Genomic DNA, 20,396 nt, shown 5'->3' on the forward strand with positions numbered 1-20,396 from the left:
TATATTCTTGATTCGATATTCTAGGAAGTCGCATCTTTGCAAACATAGAATTTTAGGCAATTTCTCCCCCCTTGTCCCCTATTCCTCCCCTGAGGGTGCAACACTCACTCTGGGATAGGCAATGCCATATTTAGCAAATACTCTTTTAGCTCGTTTAATTAAGTCAGTTTGGTAATCAAACTCGTCCCGCGCATCCATCGGGTAGCTTTTGAGGCGAAACAAAGTTCCCCAAGGCTTTTCTTCCAAAAAGACAACTACAGGGAGTTTTAGTTGGGTATACTTACTGGTTAAAGCAACCCGATACAAAATCTTAATTACTAACTGGGAATCTACTTGATGAGCTAAGTAAAAATTGGTTACTACCTGAGCTTCTAACTCACCCGAATTAGCATTAGAAACAGCCTCTGTCCAAATTTTGTTGTGGGGAATCGTTACTATATTATCATCAGGAGTCTGTAGGCGAAGACCTCTTAAGCCGTAACTAGTAACCTCACCATAATGCTCCCCAATTTGGATGCGATCGCCTACTCGGTAGGGTACTTCAAATAGACCAACGAGTCCAGCAATCACAGAACTAGCATAATCTTTAAAAGCAAATCCCAAGGCAACCGCAACCGTACCGGTAAGAGCCAAAACATTGCTACGTGATAGGTTGACAAACAAATTCAACAAAGTTATGCCAGAAGTCGTCAACACCACCGTGCGAAAAAATGGTAAAGATTGTTTGATTCCCAAGCGCCACTCTCTGTTGACTCGTTCCGATAGCCAACTGATTACCCTTTCTAAGAAGAGAATTGCTAAGTAGGCAACTAATAAAATAATTAGTGCTTGAGTAATTTTCCAAATGTTAATTTCGGCTATCAGTCTTTTTGCTTGATCAGCAGTTTCTTCCGCAGTACCTGATGCCGACTGAGCAAAAAAAATAGAGGAAACCAATCTCAGCATTATTCATCCTCAACAATCAGAAAGTTATTACCGTCTAGTTCTGCTTTGAGTATAGGATAGTGAACAGGACTAACCATCAACAATTGAGCTTGTCGCTCAATAATACCAGCCTGATGCAAAACTTGAAGCAGATTTTGCACGATGCTTTCTTCATCACCCAAACTAGCAGCAAGATGGGGTAAACTTAGCTGTGAGTGCACTAGCAAAGAGTACAAAAGATAATGATCGTCTGATGTTAAAAACGGCAAATCTGGCAGATGGGGTTTTTCAACTTTTATAGTTCCTTGCCTGTGTTGATCATTTTCTTCGGGCGCTTCATAGTAAAGTGATCGCCAAAATAATTCTACTGCCACACCGCTAAGACCATCAGAGACAGCAGCTAGCCGTGCAAAATATTTTGCCTGAGTACTCTCTTCCTCTCCTGAAGACTCTGATGTTGAGGAAAGTTGACTAAAATCAATGCCGAACTCTGAGACAATTGGTGATAGCCACTCTTGTAATTGTTCAGCATTAAGGCTTGGCAAAGGCAGAGTTTGTGAAAAATAAGCCTTAAGTTTACAGACATGATGGAGATATTCCCAGCTAACCTTTCCACAGCCAACTAACCAAAACCGGGATGGATCTTGAAGCATCATATCCCGCAAGTATTCAATGCCATCTAAACCTTCAACGCACCGCAAAAAACACCGACTCAAGTAGGGAATCACAACAATTTCTGGCTTTCTTAACTCTGCCGTCAATGCTCCTCGACCTAATTGTGTTACTAATTTAGTCTTAATTATTGCTGGATCAATTGGTCTTTGCTCCCACGGTAAAAACTGAACAGGGATCTGGTTTTGTTCTTGCCAAGTGGCTAAACTTTCCCTGAGTAAGTCTGCTCCTGGCTCAGTAGTACTACTCAAAATTACCAGAGAGTTAGGATAAACTGATGGCTGTTCACTCCACTGCTGTAAAGCTGAGTTAACTGCCTCTCGAACTGCTTCTATTTCAGCTAAGTGGCTTGGCAAACTCTGAAGAGAATTCCTTAACCTTTGAGCAATGTCATCAGGTAATTCTCCGTGGGGTTTTTCTTGAGGTATTGCCTCCTTGTGTTCAATAGAAAGCCAACTAGAGAAGAGACGCAAACTCTGAATATACCCAGATTTCAATTTATTGAAGAGATTAAGCATCAGCTAGCTTTGTCGCCACCCAGAATCTGACTTATCCTTTCAATTTCCAATTTTCTATTTTCCTTTTTCAATTTTCCCTCTTCCAAAGTCATTTTCCCTTTTTAGCGGTCAATAAACCAAAAATGCCGATAAAATTATGGCTCTGTAGCACTTTGCAAACTTCCTATGTCCAGCATCTATTCTGCCTCCTTTTCACCCGAAGAAATTGCTGCTGAAGGTCTAAAACCTGACGAATACGAAGAAATTGTGCAACGGCTAGGGCGTCACCCCAACAAGGCTGAACTGGGAATGTTCGGTGTCATGTGGTCAGAACACTGCTGTTATAAAAACTCACGGCCCTTGCTTAAGCAATTTCCCACCCAAGGCGATCGCATTTTAGTTGGCCCAGGAGAAAACGCCGGAGTCGTAGACTTAGGAGACGGACTGCACGTTGCTTTCAAAATTGAATCCCACAACCACCCCTCAGCCATCGAACCTTTTCAAGGTGCCGCCACAGGTGTTGGGGGTATTCTGCGTGATATTTTTACTATGGGAGCTCGCCCAGTCGCAGTTTTGAATTCCCTGCGCTTCGGTTCCCTAGAAGATGCCAAAACCCGCCGACTGTTCAGTGGTGTGGTTGAAGGAATCTCCCACTACGGCAATTGTGTTGGTGTACCCACCGTCGGCGGCGAAGTCTACTTTGACCCCGCCTATACTGGCAATCCTTTAGTAAATGTGATGGCGATTGGCATCATGGAAACCCCAGAAATTGTTAAGTCTGGGGCAGCAGGCATTGGCAATCCTGTGCTGTACGTTGGTTCTACTACAGGTAGAGATGGTATGGGGGGAGCAAGTTTTGCCAGTGCGGAACTCACAGACAAATCGATGGATGACCGTCCTGCGGTACAAGTAGGCGATCCCTTTTTAGAAAAGTGTCTCATTGAAGCTTGCCTAGAGGCTTTCAAAACAGGTGCTGTAGTGGCCGCCCAGGACATGGGTGCAGCAGGTATTACCTGTTCCACCGCAGAAATGGCAGCCAAAGGTGGTGTTGGAATTGAGCTGGATTTAGACCTGATTCCAGTGCGAGAAGTCGGCATGGTGCCTTATGAATACTTGCTCTCAGAATCCCAGGAACGCATGCTCTTTGTGGCTTATCCGGGTCGAGAACAGGAGTTAATTGATATTTTCCACCGCTGGGGACTCCAGGCTGTTGTCGCAGGCACCGTCATTGAAGAACCAATTGTGCGTATTCTCTTCCAAGGGGAAGTAGCCGCCGAAATTCCCGCAACTGCCTTAGCCGATAATACGCCAATTTATCACCGAGAATTATTGACAGAACCACCAGATTATGTTGTTAAAGCCAGAGAATGGACGGTTAAGGCTCTCCCTCCCTGCACATCTGCTGGGATTACCATTCAAGGCAACCAAAAAACCTGGAATGACATCCTCCTGCAACTGCTCGACACCCCAACTATTGCCTCAAAACGCTGGGTTTATCACCAATACGACCATCAAGTCCAGAACAACACCATGAGCCTCCCTGGCGGTGCTGATGCTGCGGTGGTTAGATTGCGCCCAGTTGAAGGTTTGTTAGCGCAGCAGGCACGTTCAACCCCAAATAACCCTCAAAAAGGTGTTGCTGCTACAGTAGATTGTAATTCTCGTTATGTTTATCTTGATCCCTATGAAGGAGCTAAGGCAGTAGTGGCAGAAGCTGCCCGTAATCTGAGCTGCGTGGGTGCCCAACCTTTGGCTGTTACAGATAATCTCAATTTCGGTTCTCCAGAAAAACCAGTAGGTTACTGGCAACTATCTTTGGCTTGTCAGGGCATAGCAGAGGCTTGTCAACACCTGGAAACTCCGGTAACTGGGGGTAATGTCTCTCTCTATAACGAAACTCTCGACGCTCAAGGAGTTCCTCAAGCCATTTATCCAACACCAGTGATTGGCATGATTGGCTTGATTCCTGATCTGACGAAGATTTGTGGTCAAGGTTGGCAAACTCCAGGAGATCTAATTTATTTCCTGGGATTACCTCTAGCTCAAGTTACACCACATGTTTCTTTGGGCGGTTCTGAATACCTAGCGACAATTCACGGTTTAGTTGCTGGTAAACCACCAGTAGTAGATTTTGACTTAGAGCGTCGCTTACAAGAGGTAACCCGTGAGGGTATCCGTCAAGGTTGGCTACGCTCGGCTCATGACTGTGCTGAAGGGGGATTAGTCGTTGCGATCGCTGAATCGTGTCTTGCTGGGCAGTTGGGGGCAGAAATTAACCTAGGGCTGACACCTGAGTCGATTCAAGGACGTTGGGACGAGATCCTTTTCGGTGAAAGTGCCAGTCGCATTCTGGTTTCAGTCAACCCAGAGCAACAAACCAGTTGGGAGTCTTATCTAGAAGAAGCATTGGGCAAATACTCGGCACAGAAGTTACCTTGTTGGCAAAAGCTGGGGATTGTTAGCCAAAAAGACAGTGATCTACGAGTGATTAATACTGACAACATACCCTTAATTGAGGTGAAGATGGAGGAAGTGAGTACTCACTTCTACAATGCCATTGAACGGCGCTTAAAGGCTTAGAGCCACCGAAAAAAACTGCCGTAGTGGATTTCGAGGGAGTCGCCCAGCGGCAGATCTACCAAAAGTGCCTTTAAAGACGATTATTTCTGTGTGATATTGTTAAAAAACTGTTAATTTTGGTAAACAATTCAGAGCCGATCCGCTTTGATACAGGTTTCAAAGACTTACTAACATCGTCAGGAGCAAGCATTGGATATGATGCCCCAGCAACCCCTTTCCTCCGAAGAGAATACTGTTGAGTCTACTAAACAGCATACCTCTACAGATACACACAGACCAGATAAACAAGAGGAGGCGTGCGGAGTTTTTGGCGTATATGCACCAACGGAAGACGTCGCTAAATTAGCTTACTTTGGTCTTTATGCCTTACAGCACCGGGGTCAAGAATCAGCAGGGATTGCTACTTTCCAAGGAAAGCAAGTACATCTACATAAGGGTATGGGACTAGTTTCCCAAGTCTTCAATGAAGAGATTCTAGCTAGCCTACCAGGAAAAATCTCGGTTGGCCATACCCGTTACTCTACCACTGGCTCAAGCCGTGTTGCCAATGCCCAGCCAGCAGTGGTAGAAACTCGCTTAGGAGCCTTGGCTTTGGCTCACAATGGCAACTTAGTGAATACGGCACAGTTGCGGGAGGATTTAACCAAGCGTAATTTTAGTCTAGCCACCACAACCGATTCAGAAATGATCGCCGTTGCGATCGCAGCAGAGGTAGAGAGTGGTAAAGATTGGGTAGATGCAGCCATCACCGCCTTTGGGCGTTGTTCAGGAGCCTTTAGTTTGGCGATCGGTACGCCTGCTGGTTTAATAGGTACTCGTGACCCTAACGGTATCCGCCCTCTGGTTATTGGCACCCTGGGTAGTAATCCTGTGCGTTATGTCTTGGCATCAGAAACTTGCGGTTTAGACATTATTGGCGCTGAATACCTCAGAGAAGTTAAACCCGGAGAGTTAGTTTGGATTACTGAAGAGGGATTGACGTCCTACCAGTGGAGTTCTAAGCCAGAACGCAAGCTTTGTATTTTCGAGATGATTTACTTTGCCAGACCCGATAGCGTCGTGCATGACGAAACTTTGTTTAGTTATCGGTTGCGATTGGGGCGTCAGTTGGCACTGGAGTCAACACCCGATGCTGATATTGTCATTGCTGTGCCTGACTCTGGCGTACCAGCAGCGATTGGCTTTTCCCGTGCCTCTGGTATTCCCTACGGCGAAGGACTGATTAAAAATCGCTATGTCGGTCGTACCTTTATTCAACCTACCCAAAGCATGCGAGAAGCTGGCATTCGCATGAAACTCAATCCTCTCAAAGATGTCTTGGGAGGGAAACGAATTGTGATCGTAGATGACTCGATTGTCCGAGGCACTACCAGCCGCAAAATTATCAAAGCGCTGCGCGATGCTGGGGCTAGCGAGGTACATATGCGAATTTCTTCGCCACCAGTGACTCACCCTTGCTTTTATGGCATCGATACCGACTCTCAAGATCAACTGATTGGTGCCACCAAGTCAGTAGAAGAAATTGCCACCCATATTGGTGTAGATTCCTTAGCTTACTTGAGTTTAGAGGGTATGATGTTGGCAACGGGCGAAGACCCTAACAATTTCTGCTCTGCTTGTTTCACTGGCGATTATCCAGTTCCAGTTCCAGAAACATTGAAACGTTCTAAGCTCATGTTGGAAGAGCTGAAGGTTTAAGCAGATTAAAGGTGACCCCTTTCGCTCCGGTTTCCCAGAAGGACGAAGGGGGATAAAGAAAACCAGAGAAATCTCTTATCTCTGATTAGATAGTAAATATGCGGATGGCGAGACTCGAACTCGCAAGGCGTGAGCCACACGCCCCTCAAGCGTGCGTGTCTACCGATTCCACCACATCCGCGTGGATTCATATTGTATCAGAAAGGACGCGGATCTTAATTTAACATACTTATCGTCCTCTATTACCCAACAGGCAAAATTTCAGGTGATCACTCAGAGGAACGAACCCCTGGTGCAGCTGATCACCACGATTACTACCCAGCAATTGGGTGGGACTTCCTCTCCTTGACTAGGAACTGCCTGCAAGTATGCCACAGAGTTCTCGAAAGCTCTATCCTTACTGATACTGATCTAGCCGCGCTGTTCTATGAACTTTTCCAAAATTTTGATTGCTAATCGTGGTGAAATTGCCCTACGGATTATCCGCACCTGTGAAGAATTGGGAATTCCCACCGTTGCCGTTCACTCGACAATTGACAGACATGGCCTCCATGTCCAAATGGCAGATGAAGCAGTTTGCATCGGTGAACCCCCTAGTAACAAAAGTTACTTAAATATTCCCAACATCATCGCTGCTGCCCTGAGTCGCAATGCCACTGCCATTCATCCAGGCTATGGTTTTTTGGCAGAGAATGCCCGTTTTGCTGAAATCTGCGCCGACCATCAACTTACCTTCATTGGTCCAACTCCGGCAGCTATTCGGGCAATGGGCGATAAATCCACGGCGAAAGAAACCATGCAGCGTGCCCAGGTTCCGACAGTGCCAGGGAGTGATGGCTTATTGACAAGTGAGGCTCAAGCACAGAAAATTGCCCAGAAAATTGGCTATCCAATTATCATCAAAGCCACTGCTGGCGGTGGTGGGCGTGGGATGCGCTTGGTTCGCGAAGAAAGTCAACTGAGTCGGTTGTTCCAAGCAGCCCAAGGAGAAGCCGAAGCCGCCTTTGGCAACCCTGGTGTCTATCTAGAAAAATTTATCGAGCGTCCCCGCCATATCGAGTTCCAAATTCTTGCTGATAACTACGGCAATGTCATTCATTTAGGAGAGAGAGATTGCTCGATTCAACGACGCCATCAGAAGCTGCTTGAAGAAGCACCTAGCCCAGTTCTGACCCCAGAACTGCGGGAAAAAATGGGAACGGCAGCAGTGATGGCTGCAGAGTCGATCAACTATACAGGTGCAGGCACAGTAGAGTTTCTACTTGATCAGCACGGTGAATTTTATTTCATGGAAATGAACACCCGCATTCAGGTTGAACACCCTGTCACTGAAATGATCACGGGTTTGGACTTGATTGCCGAACAAATTCGTATTGCCCAAGGAGAGAAACTACAATTGACCCAAGACGAGGTTGTTCTCAAGGGTCATGCCATTGAGTGTCGGATTAATGCCGAAGACCCAGATCATAACTTCCGTCCTCATCCAGGCAGAATTAGCGGTTACTTAGCACCTGGGGGGCTGGGCGTACGTATGGACTCTCATGTCTACACTGATTACGAAATTCCTCCCTACTACGATTCTTTAATTGGCAAACTAATTGCTTGGGGCCCCGACCGCGAGGCAGCCATTAGAAGGATGAAACGTGCTTTGCGAGAGTTTGCTATTACTGGTGTACCCACCACAATTGGTTTCCATCAAAAAATTATGGAAACACCAGCTTTTCTTAAGGGTGAGGTTTATACCAACTTTGTTGAGCAGATGATGCAAGAATGAATTGTTCAGGGTTAGGGAATTAGGGATTGGGAATTGGGGTTTTGTGCTTTTGGTATTTTTCTTGCTATTCCCACCCCCGCCTAACTTGAGAGAATTGCTCTCGGAGGCTGTTGCTCTCCTCAGCAACAGTTCGTTGCCACTCAAACCCCTGAAATCATCCTGAGCAATCCCTGCTGACCAAGTAAAAATTCTCGCAGCAGGCTGAAGATGCCCACCCAAATGATGGGGGTAATGTCAACCCCTCCAATTGGAGGGACAATTTTACGTGTAATCACCAAGAATGGTTCTGTAGGCCAAGCAATTACATTAAACGGAAAGCGATTTAGGTCTACCTGGGGATACCAGGTAAGAACGATGCGGAAAATAAACAAAAAAATCATCAGTCCCAGAGTGAGACCGAGAGTCCAGGTAGTAATAGTAGTAGCACTCATAAGTTGTTAATTGTCAGTTCTTGATTGTGGTATCAAATAGCTCCCCATTTTGGGTATGACTTTCTCACCAAGCTTAATTAATTCAGCTTACCCCTTCTCCGCATCTACTTAGGACTTACACACCCTAAGGCTAGAACAAGGGTTTGAGATTCTAGTTCCTGGGGAGCTACCGCCCCAGGCGATCGCTCAGAATAAGGTAATATCCCTTACTTAGTGAGTCGCCATAATTACTAAAAGATTTCCCTGAACGCGCCTTAGTATCAAGGTTAAAGCGATGCTAAACAACAAAGTCTTCTGCTGTTAGTGGAAGCTAACACTGATTATCTTAACTTTAAGTTTTGTAACTTTACCTCAGTTAAACGGGCTTAAATCCACATTAGTTGGTGGAATGCACAAAAAACTCAAGCTGAAGTTGACTTCTCAAGCAGGGAACAGACTATTAGAATTAGTATGAAGAATATTAAAAAGGGTTGAAGTTCTATGACACCTTCGTTAGCAAACTTTTTCTGGAGTCTTCTGTGGGGTGGTTTAATTGTCGTTATCCCTGCTACAGTCGGACTCATCTTCATCAGTCAAAGAGATAAAATTCAACGCTCTTAGACTTGATTAGGAACTGTTGAAAATCTTGACTGAAGCGGAGGGCAGCTGGTAACTCAGCTGCCCTATTTTGCCAAACTAGGGTAGATTTTACTTAAAAGGTTTTGCTGAGAAACTTACCAAAGAATTACCCCATCAACCGTTAGAGTAGAGACTGGTTAAGGAGAAATCGCTACCATAGGAATGACTTAGGAGAACAGCATATGGTAAATGTTGGGTTTAACTCAGCCGCTATTTTAGGCATTATTCTGGCAGTTGCCGGAGCAGGTCTGTATTTCCTGCGGACAATACGTCCTGAACTCTCACGAGACTATGATATCTTTTTCGCGGCGCTGGGAGTCTTGTGTGGCTTCATTCTCTTATTCCAGGGATGGCGACTTGATCCAATTTTGCTATTTGGTCAGGTTCTCTTGACTGGTTCTGCGGGCTTTTTTGCCTTTGAAGCAATTCGTTTGCGGGGTATTGCTACAGAACAGGCAAAACGGAACACGCCCATTGAAGACTATGAGCGACCTGTGAGCAAAGTGTATCGTACCCAAGATGCACAGCTTTACGATTACGACGGGCTAGAGCCAGTAGATGAACCCTATGAAGACCGTCGTCGACTTCGAGGAACCCCCGGTACTCGTGAACGGCGTACAGAACGCTATGAGGGAGAAGCTCGTCCTCCCAGAACACGAGCAGCAAATTCAGAGGGGTATGGCTCAGAAGCACGACCTACTAGTGCTAGACGTCGCCCTCCTCGCACGAGTAGCCGTCCTGCGGAGCAAACTGCCTATAGTTGGGATGCTCAGTTAGACAGTGAGAGTGATTGGGAAGAAAAACCTTCTCGCAGTAGACGTCCAGCATCCAACTACCCACCAAGCCCTAGCCCAGAGAGTTCCCCCAAACAAAGAAGGCGTCGGCCACCGCAGAATCAGAGACCATCTCCTAGAAGCGGGGAAGTTACTCCCACGGATGTTGATTACCAGCCGATAGACCAGCCAGGTCAAGAAACCGATAGTTCAGAGGACTTCGATTATTAATCAGGTTGACTGATTTTCCGGAACCTAAGAGAGAAAACAAACTTATCCTTGAGCAATACATCCGCCAGGGGCTGCTCAATTCAGGAATTTTGCTACGGCTACAGTGGTACAACTCAAGCTGAGAAGATTTATAGCTGCCAAGTTAATTCATAGATGGCTAAGCTGGGTTATCGGTTTAAGCCTCATAGGTTTGCTCGTAGCCTGTAGCCCAGCTAACAAAACCCAGGAATTAGCTAAGAGTGGTTACACAAACGAACAACCAGCTTTGAGTGGTGATGGTCGATTTATTGCCTTTGTTTCTAACCGGGATGGCGAACAAAAAATTGTGATGTACGACCTACAACAAGAGCATTTTGTTGATTTGCCTCGACTGAATCAGCGCCGGGGGATTACAGAAAGTCCAAGTTTAAGCCGTACTGGTCGCTACATTACCTATACAGCTAATACTCTAGGACGCCCAGAATTAAGGCTCTACGACCGAGCAACTAAGCGCTCAAAAGTACTTATCTACAGCTACCGGGGTGGATTGCGTAATCCAAGTATTAGTAACGACGGTCGCTACCTTGTGTTTGAAACTAGTCGTCGTGGTCAGTGGGATATCGAAGTACTTGACCGGGGCTTTAATGTAGAATTAGACATCCCAGATAGCAGCATACCCCCTCAAAAGTGAAGCATTTTCTTTTGCTGTTAATGGCTATTGTCCTTGCCGGTTCGTTGGCAAGCTGTAGTAGTTCCGGACGACTATTAAACTTTCCTTTAGATCTAGCCGGACGCGGTTTAAATAGCCCTGCCTCAGAATTAACTCCTCATCTGGGGGCAGAGTACATCGTTTTCGTCTCTGACCGACGCGGTAGCCAGGATGTTTATCTCTACGATTTGACTCAGAGGCGTCTCATAGATTTACCAGGTCTCAATTCCCTGGATGCGATCGCATCTCACCCAGTAGTGTCTGAAGACGGTCAAACTATCGTCTTTGCTGCAATACGTGAAGGTCGTTCAGGAATTTATCTCTATAATCGGGAAACGCGCCAGCTAAGAAATCTTACAGAAAATCTGCCAGCAGAAGTGCGCCATCCCACTATCAGTGCTGACGGCAGTAAAATTGCCTTTGAATCGTCTCAGAACGGTCACTGGAATATTGTAGTTTGTGACCCTTCTGGAAGAACCCTGAATTTGCCTTCATCAATTTTCAATTAACCATTTCTAATTTTCTCTTGGTAAAGCTACCGGAATAGTCAACAGATTCAATAAATTCGATAAAATATCTCCCGGATTGACAATAGTTCAACTCTTAGTCCGAACTATGCTAGAACAGTCCCACAAGGTTTACGCACATCAATCAATGAGTACCAGACGCCTGCGTATCGTTACATCAAGAGTAATCGCCGCCGCCGGTGCCATCGGTGTTATCTCTATTGATGCAATCGCAAGCATTGACTGGCTCAGTTTATCTCTACAGTCCAACAGCGCTGTTGCCCAAGATATTGACGAACAAACTAATATTCGAGTTTATCAGCGGGCGAGTCCCGCAGTCGTTTCCGTCGAGTCCGGTGATAATACGGGTAGTGGCAGTATTATTAGCCCGGATGGTTTGATATTGACCAATGCCCACGTTGTTGGTAGCGCTAGTAGTGTCGATGTGATTCTCTCCGATGGCACCCGCCTGAAAGCTGATGTCCTGGCGTTTGGTGAAAATGGTCTTGACCTAGCCGTTGTCAAGATTGCTGGTCGGGATAACCTACCTACGATTAACTTCGCCCAGAGTCCCGCACAAGTGGGTCAGCGAGCATTTGCTATTGGTAATCCCTTTGGTCAATTTCAGGGAACCTTTACTGTGGGAATTGTCAGCCGTATCGACAGAGAGCGTGGCTTGATTCAAACCGATGCTGCGATTAATCCTGGCAATTCCGGAGGACCACTGCTCAACAGCAAAGGTGAATTAATTGGTGTTAATACTGCTATTTTTAGCGGTTCTACCAGCGCAGGTAATATTGGGATCGGTTTTGCGATCGCTAATGAAAAAATTCAGCCTTTTCTGACGGCAGTACAAGAGGGACGTGCTCCGCGTACTGCTCAGCTTCGTCGCTCTCCTGGCAACTTACAACAGCAACCCCTAACGTTTGATGGTGCTGTAATTACTGGCAGGCTTGGGCCCGGCAGCAATGTTTTGCCCGTGGATAACAGCTTCTTTGACTTATACGTTTTTGAGGGTCAATCTGGTCAGCAAGTTCAGATTGACATGAGGAGCCGCGAAATCGACTCTTATCTGATTCTACTAGGGCCCAATGGTCAAGATGTGGCTCAAGATGACGATGGTGGCGGTGGTACTAACTCCCGGCTTGCTGCCACGCTGCCAGCGACTGGCACCTACCTGTTGATGGCAAATTCTTACGATGCTGGACAAGCTGGGGGTTACAGTTTAAGAGCCGAGGTCAAAGCACCTGGTGTCGAGAATGCAGCAAGGCGGGAAGACTACATTTTGCAGCAAGAGGGCTTCCTTGGCCCTCTTGCTGACCGATTGCGTACTGATGGCAGTTTGTTCACAGCTCACACCTTTGAGGGCCGCGCTGGTCAGTCAATAACTATTAACCTAGCAAGTCCTGATTTTGATACTTATCTAGTACTACTTGACCCTGACAAGCGGCTGATTGGCGAAAACGATGACGTTTCCCCAAATGATAATAATTCAATACTTACAGTTACCTTGTCTCGTAGCGGTACTTATACCGTGATTGTTAATGCCTATGACAAAAGAGGTGGCGGTAAATATCTGCTAAGAGTTCGCTGAGATTTGGGGATTTGATTATTGACTTTTCCCTCAGTTGAAAGGCGGGGGATTTGTCTTAAAGAGAAAATGGTTAAGGGACAATTGACGCGATAAGCCAGGTTCTGGTGTTAAAAGCTCAATTTTCTATTTTCCCTTAACTATTTACCCGCCAAGCGATATTGATTCTTAAGGATTAGATAAAATTACGCTTAGCAAACTAGCCGAACCGCTACAAATCACCAGACAAATTTTTTGAGTCCTATTACAGACCCAGCCAGCTTAATAGACCTTGACCAGTAAGCAATTCCAATATTAATAGAGCGACGAAACCAATCATGGCAAATCTGCCATTGATTTGCTCTGCGTAGGGAGTCCAACCAAAAGCTGGTTCTGGTTGCGGGGAAGCTGCTTGGGGAGATTGTTCAGATAAGGGTGTTTCAGAACTCATTGCTTTGATGTTGCTTATTTTTTGGCAGTCTGAGACTCTAAATTTTGTACAGATTCGATTAGCGATCGCACTTGAGATACCCCAGCCGATGGCTCAAATCTTAGGGGAAATTTACCCCGTACTAGCATTCTTAATCCCAAAGGACCTAGACTGATTAATCCTTGGAGATCACGAAAATAATTGCCTACTACCTGTAGACCAAATTTGCGCTCATCAATCCAGCCTCCTTGTTTTACCAAATTAATCATTACCTTACGATGACGAATCTGGCGGCTGTCTTGCTCATCCTTTCGGTCAAGAATTTCCTGCTTGATTTTGCCAATTTGATCCATTGGTGCTACATCCATTGGACAAACCGCATTACACATATAACATCGAGTGCAGCCCCAAACTCCTGCGGTGGCTTGATGATATTTCTCTAAACGATTTTCCCTGGCTCCATCGCGAGAATCTGCCACCATGCGTTGTGCTTTGGCTAAAGCATGAGGACCGACAAAAGTTGGGTTGACTTCACGAGCATTGCACTCAGAATAACAGGCTCCACACATGATACAGTTACCTGTCTGATCTAAACGCGATCGCTCTTCGGGAGTTTGTAAAAATTCCCGCTCAGGAACGGATCTTGCGGCAGTACTGATGTAGGGAGCCACGGTTTCTAAGTTATCCCAGAAGCTTCCCATGTCTACAACTAAATCCTTAATTACTGGCATATTACCCATTGGTTCTATGGTAATTTCCGGAATTGCTGAAGCAGCAGAAAAATGCAAATTTGCCAATTCTTGACCAACGTTTTCCTTGCAAGCCAACGCTGATCTACCATTGATGCGCATACCACAGCTACCACAAATTGTATTGCGACAATTCTTGCGAAAAGCTAGAGTTCCATCTAGTTCCCACTTAATACGATTAAGGCATTCTAGAATTGTGTTTCCTTCCTGGACATCCAGTGTATAAGTCTGGAGTACAGCGGAGGTATTCTGAGTCTGTCGAAGGATTTTAAAACTAACTTGCATAGTGACAAGCTCTTAATTATTCAAACACTAGGATGATAGATAGGCAATTCACGAGCTGCCACAAACAGATCGCTTCTCCAAGGAAATGTCTCTCTTGAGAACTGAGTAGATTTTGGAGCAATGCTTTTTGCACTCTAATACACCAGCATCGTCATTTTATATTAGAATACTTCTGCTTTGCTCTCCAACCCAGATAATTGTTCAAGAATAATTTTACTGATATAAGCATTTATTGAGTGATGGTTAATCTGCTCTTGCCAAAATATGTAAAGATTGGAACAAATGAGCCCAAAAACCTTGTCAATTTACATAGATTTAACGATATATTTTTGATATAGCTTAAGAGGTTTGCAGTACAATAACATTTACAGTATCGAAATTTGAAGGATATCTTACGCAATTATGACAGAAACAGCAACTGCTCCATTGACCGGGAAAGCCTTGCTTCAAAAAGTAAAAGAGCTCTCACACTTACCCAGACGAGAAACAGCAAAACGCTGTGGATATTACACTACGACTAAAAATGACCAGACTCGCGTCAATTTAACAGATTTTTATGACGCGGTGTTAGCAGCTAAGGGTGTTCCTCTTGATCCAGAAGGAACAAAAGATGGTCGTGGTCGAGAGCCGACATATCGTGTGAGCGTTCATAAAAACGGTCAAATTGTTATTGGTTCAACCTACACTATGGCAATGGGATTAAAGCCTGGTGATGAATTTGAAATTAAACTAGGCTACAAACATATCCACCTCAAACAAGTAGATGGTGAGTTTGGTACATCTGAAGATAGAGTTGCAGCAAGCTAATAGATGTGATTGGTGAACTTTAAGGATGGATTGTTGGCTTTATCCATCCTTTGTAACACTAGTGAAATGGTCTGTAGCTCATCAAAATTTACGAATTTTGCCAATGGCTTTCTTTGAGCAGGCAGCTAATCGGTTGTTGGTGTCATCATTGACGCCAACTGCCCTTCTGAAAGTAGCAGCTTTTTTCTTGGCTTGGGTAACTTTATGGCTACCTTTGGCAGTTCCTATTGCTAAGTTTTTGAAATGGCGTCCTCCGCAGACTTTGACCGCACAACAAAAGCTGCCCTTACTAGCAGCACTTTACTTGATTGCCCCCCTAGTTTTGTGGTGGGCTTGTTGGGTAGATGGCGTATCTTTTTCCAGCTATGGCTTGGAGGGTAAATTAACTGTCTTATCTTCTCTAGGACTAGGATTAAGCTTGGCAGTTATTAGCTTAACAATAATTTTTACCCTGCAATCGACGTTAGGTTGGGTGGCATGGCATGCTCAAAAATGTCAACATTTGGCACGAGTCTTACTACCCATACTGTTGTTAAGTTTGTGGATTGGTGTAATTGAGGAGTTAGTTTTCCGGGGCTTTTTACTCAACCAACTAGAGGCTGATTATTCCCTTTGGGTGGCAGCGACAATTTCTAGCATTATTTTTGCCCTTTTGCACTTACTTTGGGAACAAAAAAATACACTGCCTCAGTTACCGGGACTGTGGCTGATGGGAATGGTATTAGTGTTGGCTCGTCTGGTAAACGAGAATAGCCTCGGTTTAGCCTGGGGACTACACACTGGGTGGATTTGGGGTTTGACTTGTTTAGATACGGCTGAGTTTATTTCTTATACAGGCAAAGTTCCAAGCTGGATTACGGGTTTGGGAGAAAATCCTTTGGCTGGAGTTGCTGGCTTTCTTTGCTTGCTCGGAGTTGGATTGTTCCTTTTACTCTTGCAGAATCATTTTTCACTCCATGAGTTTCTCTGAGACTTCTATCGATCTTTTTGTAGAAAATCTTCTTTTCGTAGTTTTAGCTACTTTTTTCCTGATATTTGTAGGCTGGGTATGGAGAGAATCAAAGCCTTTTTACCTGCCTGAAACACTTCCAGGATGGTTTAAGATTTGGTTTTCTACAGTACAACTGCTGGGAGGATTACTGCCACTGGTAGCAATGATCTGGTGGGGTGTATGGCAAGGCTATTCTAAGGTTTTGATGGTGCTGATTTCGTACTTTATCATGCTGGGGTTGCAAATCTTATCTGAGATTTTAACTCTGAGGTGGTTTCACTCCGTAGTCTGGGTAATGGTGCCTTATTTATACTTGCCTTACCGCATCTGGCAGTTATATCAAGGTTTAACACTCCTGAGTCCTGAAACTGAGCTGATTTGGCTAAAAAATCTATTGCTACTACAGATTGTTGTCTGGAGTTTAAACTACTGCTTAGATTTATCGCAGCTACCAAGACTCTTGTGCTGGGAGGCACAACAGGAAGATTAGGGCAAACTCTGATCTCTTTTTATTAGCTTAGTCTAGATGAATGCTGAAATCCTGCTATTCACTTATGGGTAGCACCTGAGTTGATGGCTGGTAATTCAGTGGCAGCTTGATAGTAAACGTTGTACCTACTCCAATTTCACTTTCAATATTGATTTCTCCGCCGTGTAAATCGACACATTTTTTGACAATTGCCAATCCTAATCCAGTACCCTGAATAGTACCAACATTACTAGCTCGCCGAAAAGATTCAAATAGTTGTCCTAAATCTTTTTGGGGAATACCGATACCGTTGTCTTGGATGCGGAAAACTGCTAAATCGGAAGTACTACTAAGTTCCAATTCAACAGTACCACCTCCAGGGGAATACTTAAGAGCATTGGAGAGTACATTCGTAAGAATATGCCCTAAGAGTTTGTCATCCACTTGGGCTTTAGGTATCTCACCAAGTACGTTAAAATTAATCTGGCTTTGGCTAGTCACACTAATTTGCATACTTTCTGTAACGTCGGCACAGAAAGTTACTAAATCTATCGGTTCTGGATTGCAGGTTAGTTTTCCGGCTTCTGCTTTACCAATGGTAAGAACCTCATCCAATAGCTGGGTCATGCGATTAACAGCACCTTGAATTCTTTGGTGGTGATTATGTTGTTTCTCCTCAGATAATCTGTGGGTGTAGCGTTCCAGGAGTTGGGCAGAGGATAAAATTGTGGTCAACGGCGTACGGAATTCGTGGGAAACTAGAGACACAAACCCAGAGCGCAGTTCGCTGAGTTCCCTTGCCCTTGCCAACGCCTTGCGAATTTCTGCTTCCGCTTGTTTTAGTTCGGTAATGTCTCGCCCTACAGCCTGATATTCAATCAAGTTGCCTTGGTGATCAAACATGCCTCTATTCGTCCACTGCTGCCAGCGAGTTTGTTCTGAGGGCAGAATTACTCGGTGTTCGTAAGTGGTGATTGGCTGTTCTGGAGAAAGATCACTAATAGCTTGGGTAACAATTTCTTGGTCTTCTGGAGGAATATTGGGTATAAAGTTATGTCCAATCAATTCAGAATGTTGCTTGCCAAAATAGCGGCAGTAGGCGTCGTTAACAAAAGTCAAAATCTCCTCAGTATTAAACCGACAAATAAGTTCAGTTTGCACTTCGACAATAGCCCGGTAGCGTGCCTCACTTTGCCTGAGAGCTTCTTCTGCCTGCTTACGTTCTGTGATGTCCTCAACCATTGCTAAATCACAGAGGATTTCTCCCGCTTCGTCCCGCAACGCCATTAAAGTCAAATTTACCCAAAGAATCTCCTGATTCTTTTTTAAGTAGCGTTTCTCTAGTTTAAAGTTATCAATTTCTCCCGTTCTTATCTTACCTAAAGCAGGAAGTTCTTTTTCTAAGTCTTCGGGGTGGGTGATGTCTCTAAAATTGACAGCCATAAGTTCAGACTGACTGTAGCCCAGCATTTCAAAAAAGGCTCGATTGACCCTAATATAGTGGTCGTCCAGACTGGTCAACGACATACCAATGGGTGCTTCATCAAACACTTGACGGAATTGTTCTTCGCTGTGGCGCAGAGCTTCTTCTACCTGTTGATGCTGAACAACTTTAGCACTAAGTTGTTGATTTGCCTGCTCAAGTTGAGTTGTACGTTGCTGGACTCTGGTTTCTAGTTCATTCATTGCCTGCTGCAGAGCAATTTCTGCTTGTTTACGTTCAGTTACATCTTGAACTAGTGACAGAATTGAGACTAAGTTACCTGAGTCATCACAGACAGCTGAGTTATACCATTGGCAATAAACAACTGAGCCATCTTTAGTGTAATTGCGGTTTTCATCAACAGTGTAGTGGCAATTTCTTTCTATTAAGCGATGCAAAATAGTATCCACCATCTCAGCGTCTTCTTCACAGACGAACTGCCACTCTCTGGGATTCTTATTAAGTACTTCTTGAGCCTGCCAACCAAAAATTTTTTCTGCTCGTTTTGACCAACGCCGCAAGCGAAATTCTTGATCCCATTCCATGATTGCCAAGGGTGAGTTGTCCACATGAAGCCTTAAGCGTTCTTCTCTTTCCCTTAAAATTAACTCTGCTTGCTTGCGTTCAGTGATATCGCGCCCTTCAGCAATCAAAAACAACACTTCTCCAGTTTCATTGTTGACAGGCTTGAGTGAAAAATCAATGGTGATTACAGTATTACCGGGACTGAGAATATCAGCTTCGTAGCGGACAATCTTGTCTGCTGCTGCCTCGGTAATCGCCTTCTTCAAGAAGTTTTGGGTTTCTGAGGAAATTGTCCAGCATTTTAATTCCCAAAAAGGAAGACCAACTAATTCCTCACGGGTTAGCTGACAAAAATCCATTGCCGTCTGATTGTCTTCTACAATTGTGCCATCCGGTTTCAAGATACTGGCAAATTGAAAAGTTTGATTAAAAACAGCATGAAATAGTCTCTCACTATCCCGGAGTTTTGCTTCAGCTTGCTGGCGAAGTAAGACGTTAACGCAAATTTCGGCAACAATCTTGACTAATGCTGAAATTTCTGGTGATAAAATCCTTTTTTCCTCAATAGCAGCAAATCCCATATAACCCATTAGGGACTGACCATTGATTAGAGGAATACAGACAAGAGATTGAGTGCCGACTGACTGCATCCTGTGCTTTAAATTAAAAGCCTCCGGCGGTAGTTCTTCCCTCCGAGAAACTTGAACTATTTCAAAATTAATGAGTTTTGCCCTACACCAAGGTAAGCTTTCGCTAGAAAATGTCTGCCATTCTCTAGACAGGGATTCTATTGATGGAGTATGCCATTCGTAGGCTAGGTGACTCCAGCAACCGTCTTCGGAAAACAGCACCAGATAACCACGATCAAAACCCGCAAATTCTCCAATGACTTGTAGAGTTTTGTTGATTTCACCATCGATTTTTTTTGAAGAAAGATTGATGAATTTTGCTGAAATAGTGGTGATTAGCCTTTCTAATTCGAGACGATAGTTTAATGCTGCCTCTGCTTGTTTGGTGGTGGTGATATCTTTGGCAACTCCGTAGAAAAATCCATCTTCATGATGTGATACTCTCCAGGAGAGCCAACGGTAACTACCATCTTTGTGGCAATAGCGATGTTCGTATTCGACAAATTCTTCTTGGAGACACCGCCTTTCGGCAGCCAGAGTTGCTTCTTGATCATTGGGATGAACAAACTCAATCCAAGGTTGTGATTGCAGTTCTGAGATACTCCATCCCAGTGTTTTTTCCCATGCTTGGTTCAACTGCTGAAAGTATCCCTGTTGCTCACTTATGCGGAACAGATCAACTGATAGTTTTAAAAATGCCTTCAACGTGGCTTCTGCCTTAACAGATTGCTCTGTTGATTCGATTTGAGAATGGGGAATATTCATCTGGATCCTCACTCCGTAAAAATTACTATAAAAATGTTACTGCCGTCCCTGCTTTTCAGTTCTAAGTATATTCACGTAGAAAATTGCGCTCAGCGACTGTACACTTATTTTAGACTAGCCTAGTTTAGGTTATTTTTCCGAGTAAATTCGGTACTGCTAGGAGGTTGCTAGGGTAATTGTTGAGAAAATCCCCAAATTCCCCTTAATTGATTTGCCAATAATGGCTATGTGACATTTTATTGAATTGAAGTACTAAGCAGTTATACCCTAGACAGCTATCTGTCTTATTAGAAAATCACTT

17 protein-coding genes and 1 tRNA gene are annotated in these 20,396 nt (G+C 44.5%); 11 read left to right on the forward strand and 7 right to left on the reverse strand.

Going from position 1 to position 20,396, the window contains the following annotated elements:
• Positions 1–78 precede the first annotated feature (78 nt).
• Positions 79–945: a mechanosensitive ion channel family protein gene (locus ACT7WV_RS12080; RefSeq protein ID WP_445103130.1), complete on the reverse strand. Its 867-nt coding sequence runs from the start codon at positions 943–945 to the stop codon at positions 79–81.
• The gene (locus tag ACT7WV_RS12085) at positions 945–2,114 is read right to left on the reverse strand and encodes a hypothetical protein (RefSeq protein ID WP_445103131.1); all 1,170 of its coding nucleotides are present in this window, start codon (positions 2,112–2,114) and stop codon (positions 945–947) included. The genes ACT7WV_RS12080 and ACT7WV_RS12085 overlap by 1 nt, the downstream gene beginning before the upstream one ends.
• A gap of 165 nt (positions 2,115–2,279) precedes the next feature.
• On the opposite strand from ACT7WV_RS12085, the gene purL reads away from it, so the two are divergent.
• On the forward strand, positions 2,280–4,673 hold the full coding sequence (gene purL, locus ACT7WV_RS12090) for a phosphoribosylformylglycinamidine synthase subunit PurL (RefSeq protein ID WP_445103132.1): 2,394 nt from the start codon (positions 2,280–2,282) through the stop codon (positions 4,671–4,673).
• Between the two features lie 195 nt (positions 4,674–4,868).
• Positions 4,869–6,371, forward strand: a complete 1,503-nt coding sequence (purF, locus tag ACT7WV_RS12095) for an amidophosphoribosyltransferase (RefSeq protein ID WP_445105633.1) — start codon at positions 4,869–4,871, stop codon at positions 6,369–6,371.
• A gap of 99 nt (positions 6,372–6,470) precedes the next feature.
• Here the strand turns inward: purF and ACT7WV_RS12100 are convergent.
• A tRNA-Leu gene (locus tag ACT7WV_RS12100) sits at positions 6,471–6,552 on the reverse strand.
• A 246-nt stretch (positions 6,553–6,798) separates the two neighbouring features.
• Between ACT7WV_RS12100 and accC the strand changes: the two genes are divergently transcribed.
• Positions 6,799–8,145 carry an acetyl-CoA carboxylase biotin carboxylase subunit gene (accC, locus tag ACT7WV_RS12105; protein ID WP_445103133.1) on the forward strand — a complete coding sequence of 449 codons (1,347 nt, stop codon included), beginning with the start codon at positions 6,799–6,801 and terminating at the stop codon, positions 8,143–8,145.
• A gap of 140 nt (positions 8,146–8,285) precedes the next feature.
• Here accC and ACT7WV_RS12110 read toward each other — a convergent pair whose 3' ends face one another.
• A complete protein-coding gene (locus ACT7WV_RS12110; protein WP_445103134.1) occupies positions 8,286–8,576 on the reverse strand; it encodes a YggT family protein in 291 nt (96 codons plus the stop codon).
• A gap of 480 nt (positions 8,577–9,056) precedes the next feature.
• Here ACT7WV_RS12110 and psbX point away from each other — a divergent pair, with 480 nt between their 5' ends.
• The 5 genes from psbX to ACT7WV_RS12135 all read left to right on the forward strand — a co-directional run bounded on the left by psbX (position 9,057) and on the right by ACT7WV_RS12135 (position 12,986).
• Positions 9,057–9,176, forward strand: coding sequence for a photosystem II reaction center protein PsbX (gene psbX, locus ACT7WV_RS12115; protein ID WP_445103135.1), 120 nt, complete (start codon positions 9,057–9,059; stop codon positions 9,174–9,176).
• A 200-nt stretch (positions 9,177–9,376) separates the two neighbouring features.
• Positions 9,377–10,198 (forward strand): Ycf66 family protein, encoded by an 822-nt coding sequence (locus ACT7WV_RS12120; protein WP_445103136.1) that lies wholly within the window; start codon positions 9,377–9,379, stop codon positions 10,196–10,198.
• A gap of 103 nt (positions 10,199–10,301) precedes the next feature.
• Positions 10,302–10,868: a TolB family protein gene (locus tag ACT7WV_RS12125; RefSeq protein WP_445103137.1), complete on the forward strand. Its 567-nt coding sequence runs from the start codon at positions 10,302–10,304 to the stop codon at positions 10,866–10,868.
• Between the two features lie 20 nt (positions 10,869–10,888).
• A complete protein-coding gene (locus ACT7WV_RS12130; protein WP_463424246.1) occupies positions 10,889–11,395 on the forward strand; it encodes a TolB family protein in 507 nt (168 codons plus the stop codon).
• A gap of 145 nt (positions 11,396–11,540) precedes the next feature.
• Positions 11,541–12,986: a trypsin-like peptidase domain-containing protein gene (locus tag ACT7WV_RS12135; RefSeq protein ID WP_445103139.1), complete on the forward strand. Its 1,446-nt coding sequence runs from the start codon at positions 11,541–11,543 to the stop codon at positions 12,984–12,986.
• Between the two features lie 241 nt (positions 12,987–13,227).
• On the opposite strand, the gene ACT7WV_RS12140 is transcribed toward ACT7WV_RS12135, so the two are convergent.
• Both ACT7WV_RS12140 and ACT7WV_RS12145 read right to left on the reverse strand, forming a co-directional pair.
• Positions 13,228–13,413, reverse strand: coding sequence for a chlorophyll a/b-binding protein (locus ACT7WV_RS12140; protein WP_445103140.1), 186 nt, complete (start codon positions 13,411–13,413; stop codon positions 13,228–13,230).
• Between the two features lie 14 nt (positions 13,414–13,427).
• Positions 13,428–14,426 (reverse strand): succinate dehydrogenase/fumarate reductase iron-sulfur subunit, encoded by a 999-nt coding sequence (locus ACT7WV_RS12145; RefSeq protein ID WP_445103141.1) that lies wholly within the window; start codon positions 14,424–14,426, stop codon positions 13,428–13,430.
• A 402-nt stretch (positions 14,427–14,828) separates the two neighbouring features.
• On the opposite strand from ACT7WV_RS12145, the gene ACT7WV_RS12150 reads away from it, so the two are divergent.
• From ACT7WV_RS12150 to ACT7WV_RS12160, 3 genes are all read left to right on the forward strand, one after another.
• On the forward strand, positions 14,829–15,233 hold the full coding sequence (locus tag ACT7WV_RS12150) for an AbrB family transcriptional regulator (protein WP_445103142.1): 405 nt from the start codon (positions 14,829–14,831) through the stop codon (positions 15,231–15,233).
• Positions 15,234–15,336: 103 nt separating this feature from the next.
• Positions 15,337–16,203, forward strand: a complete 867-nt coding sequence (locus ACT7WV_RS12155) for a lysostaphin resistance A-like protein (RefSeq protein WP_463424247.1) — start codon at positions 15,337–15,339, stop codon at positions 16,201–16,203.
• Positions 16,190–16,714, forward strand: coding sequence for a hypothetical protein (locus tag ACT7WV_RS12160; RefSeq protein WP_445103144.1), 525 nt, complete (start codon positions 16,190–16,192; stop codon positions 16,712–16,714). The genes ACT7WV_RS12155 and ACT7WV_RS12160 overlap by 14 nt, the downstream gene beginning before the upstream one ends.
• A gap of 54 nt (positions 16,715–16,768) precedes the next feature.
• Here ACT7WV_RS12160 and ACT7WV_RS12165 read toward each other — a convergent pair whose 3' ends face one another.
• Positions 16,769–20,095 (reverse strand): PAS domain S-box protein, encoded by a 3,327-nt coding sequence (locus ACT7WV_RS12165; RefSeq protein ID WP_445103145.1) that lies wholly within the window; start codon positions 20,093–20,095, stop codon positions 16,769–16,771.
• Positions 20,096–20,396: the final 301 nt, after the last annotated feature.

This window comes from Symploca atlantica LB2515, from assembly GCF_052546295.1.

Coding starts and splice junctions, on each gene's coding strand:
- ACT7WV_RS12110 (WP_445103134.1), bottom strand. CDS start 8,576: ATGAGTGCTACTACTATTACTACCTGGACTCTCGGTCTCACTCTGGGA.
- psbX (WP_445103135.1), top strand. CDS start 9,057: ATGACACCTTCGTTAGCAAACTTTTTCTGGAGTCTTCTGTGGGGTGGT.
- ACT7WV_RS12120 (WP_445103136.1), top strand. CDS start 9,377: ATGGTAAATGTTGGGTTTAACTCAGCCGCTATTTTAGGCATTATTCTG.
- ACT7WV_RS12150 (WP_445103142.1), top strand. CDS start 14,829: ATGACAGAAACAGCAACTGCTCCATTGACCGGGAAAGCCTTGCTTCAA.
- purF (WP_445105633.1), top strand. CDS start 4,869: ATGATGCCCCAGCAACCCCTTTCCTCCGAAGAGAATACTGTTGAGTCT.
- ACT7WV_RS12155 (WP_463424247.1), top strand. CDS start 15,337: ATGGCTTTCTTTGAGCAGGCAGCTAATCGGTTGTTGGTGTCATCATTG.
- accC (WP_445103133.1), top strand. CDS start 6,799: ATGAACTTTTCCAAAATTTTGATTGCTAATCGTGGTGAAATTGCCCTA.
- ACT7WV_RS12085 (WP_445103131.1), bottom strand. CDS start 2,114: ATGCTTAATCTCTTCAATAAATTGAAATCTGGGTATATTCAGAGTTTG.
- ACT7WV_RS12130 (WP_463424246.1), top strand. CDS start 10,889: ATGGCTATTGTCCTTGCCGGTTCGTTGGCAAGCTGTAGTAGTTCCGGA.
- purL (WP_445103132.1), top strand. CDS start 2,280: ATGTCCAGCATCTATTCTGCCTCCTTTTCACCCGAAGAAATTGCTGCT.
- ACT7WV_RS12135 (WP_445103139.1), top strand. CDS start 11,541: ATGAGTACCAGACGCCTGCGTATCGTTACATCAAGAGTAATCGCCGCC.
- ACT7WV_RS12145 (WP_445103141.1), bottom strand. CDS start 14,426: ATGCAAGTTAGTTTTAAAATCCTTCGACAGACTCAGAATACCTCCGCT.
- ACT7WV_RS12160 (WP_445103144.1), top strand. CDS start 16,190: ATGAGTTTCTCTGAGACTTCTATCGATCTTTTTGTAGAAAATCTTCTT.
- ACT7WV_RS12165 (WP_445103145.1), bottom strand. CDS start 20,095: ATGAATATTCCCCATTCTCAAATCGAATCAACAGAGCAATCTGTTAAG.
- ACT7WV_RS12080 (WP_445103130.1), bottom strand. CDS start 945: ATGCTGAGATTGGTTTCCTCTATTTTTTTTGCTCAGTCGGCATCAGGT.
- ACT7WV_RS12140 (WP_445103140.1), bottom strand. CDS start 13,413: ATGAGTTCTGAAACACCCTTATCTGAACAATCTCCCCAAGCAGCTTCC.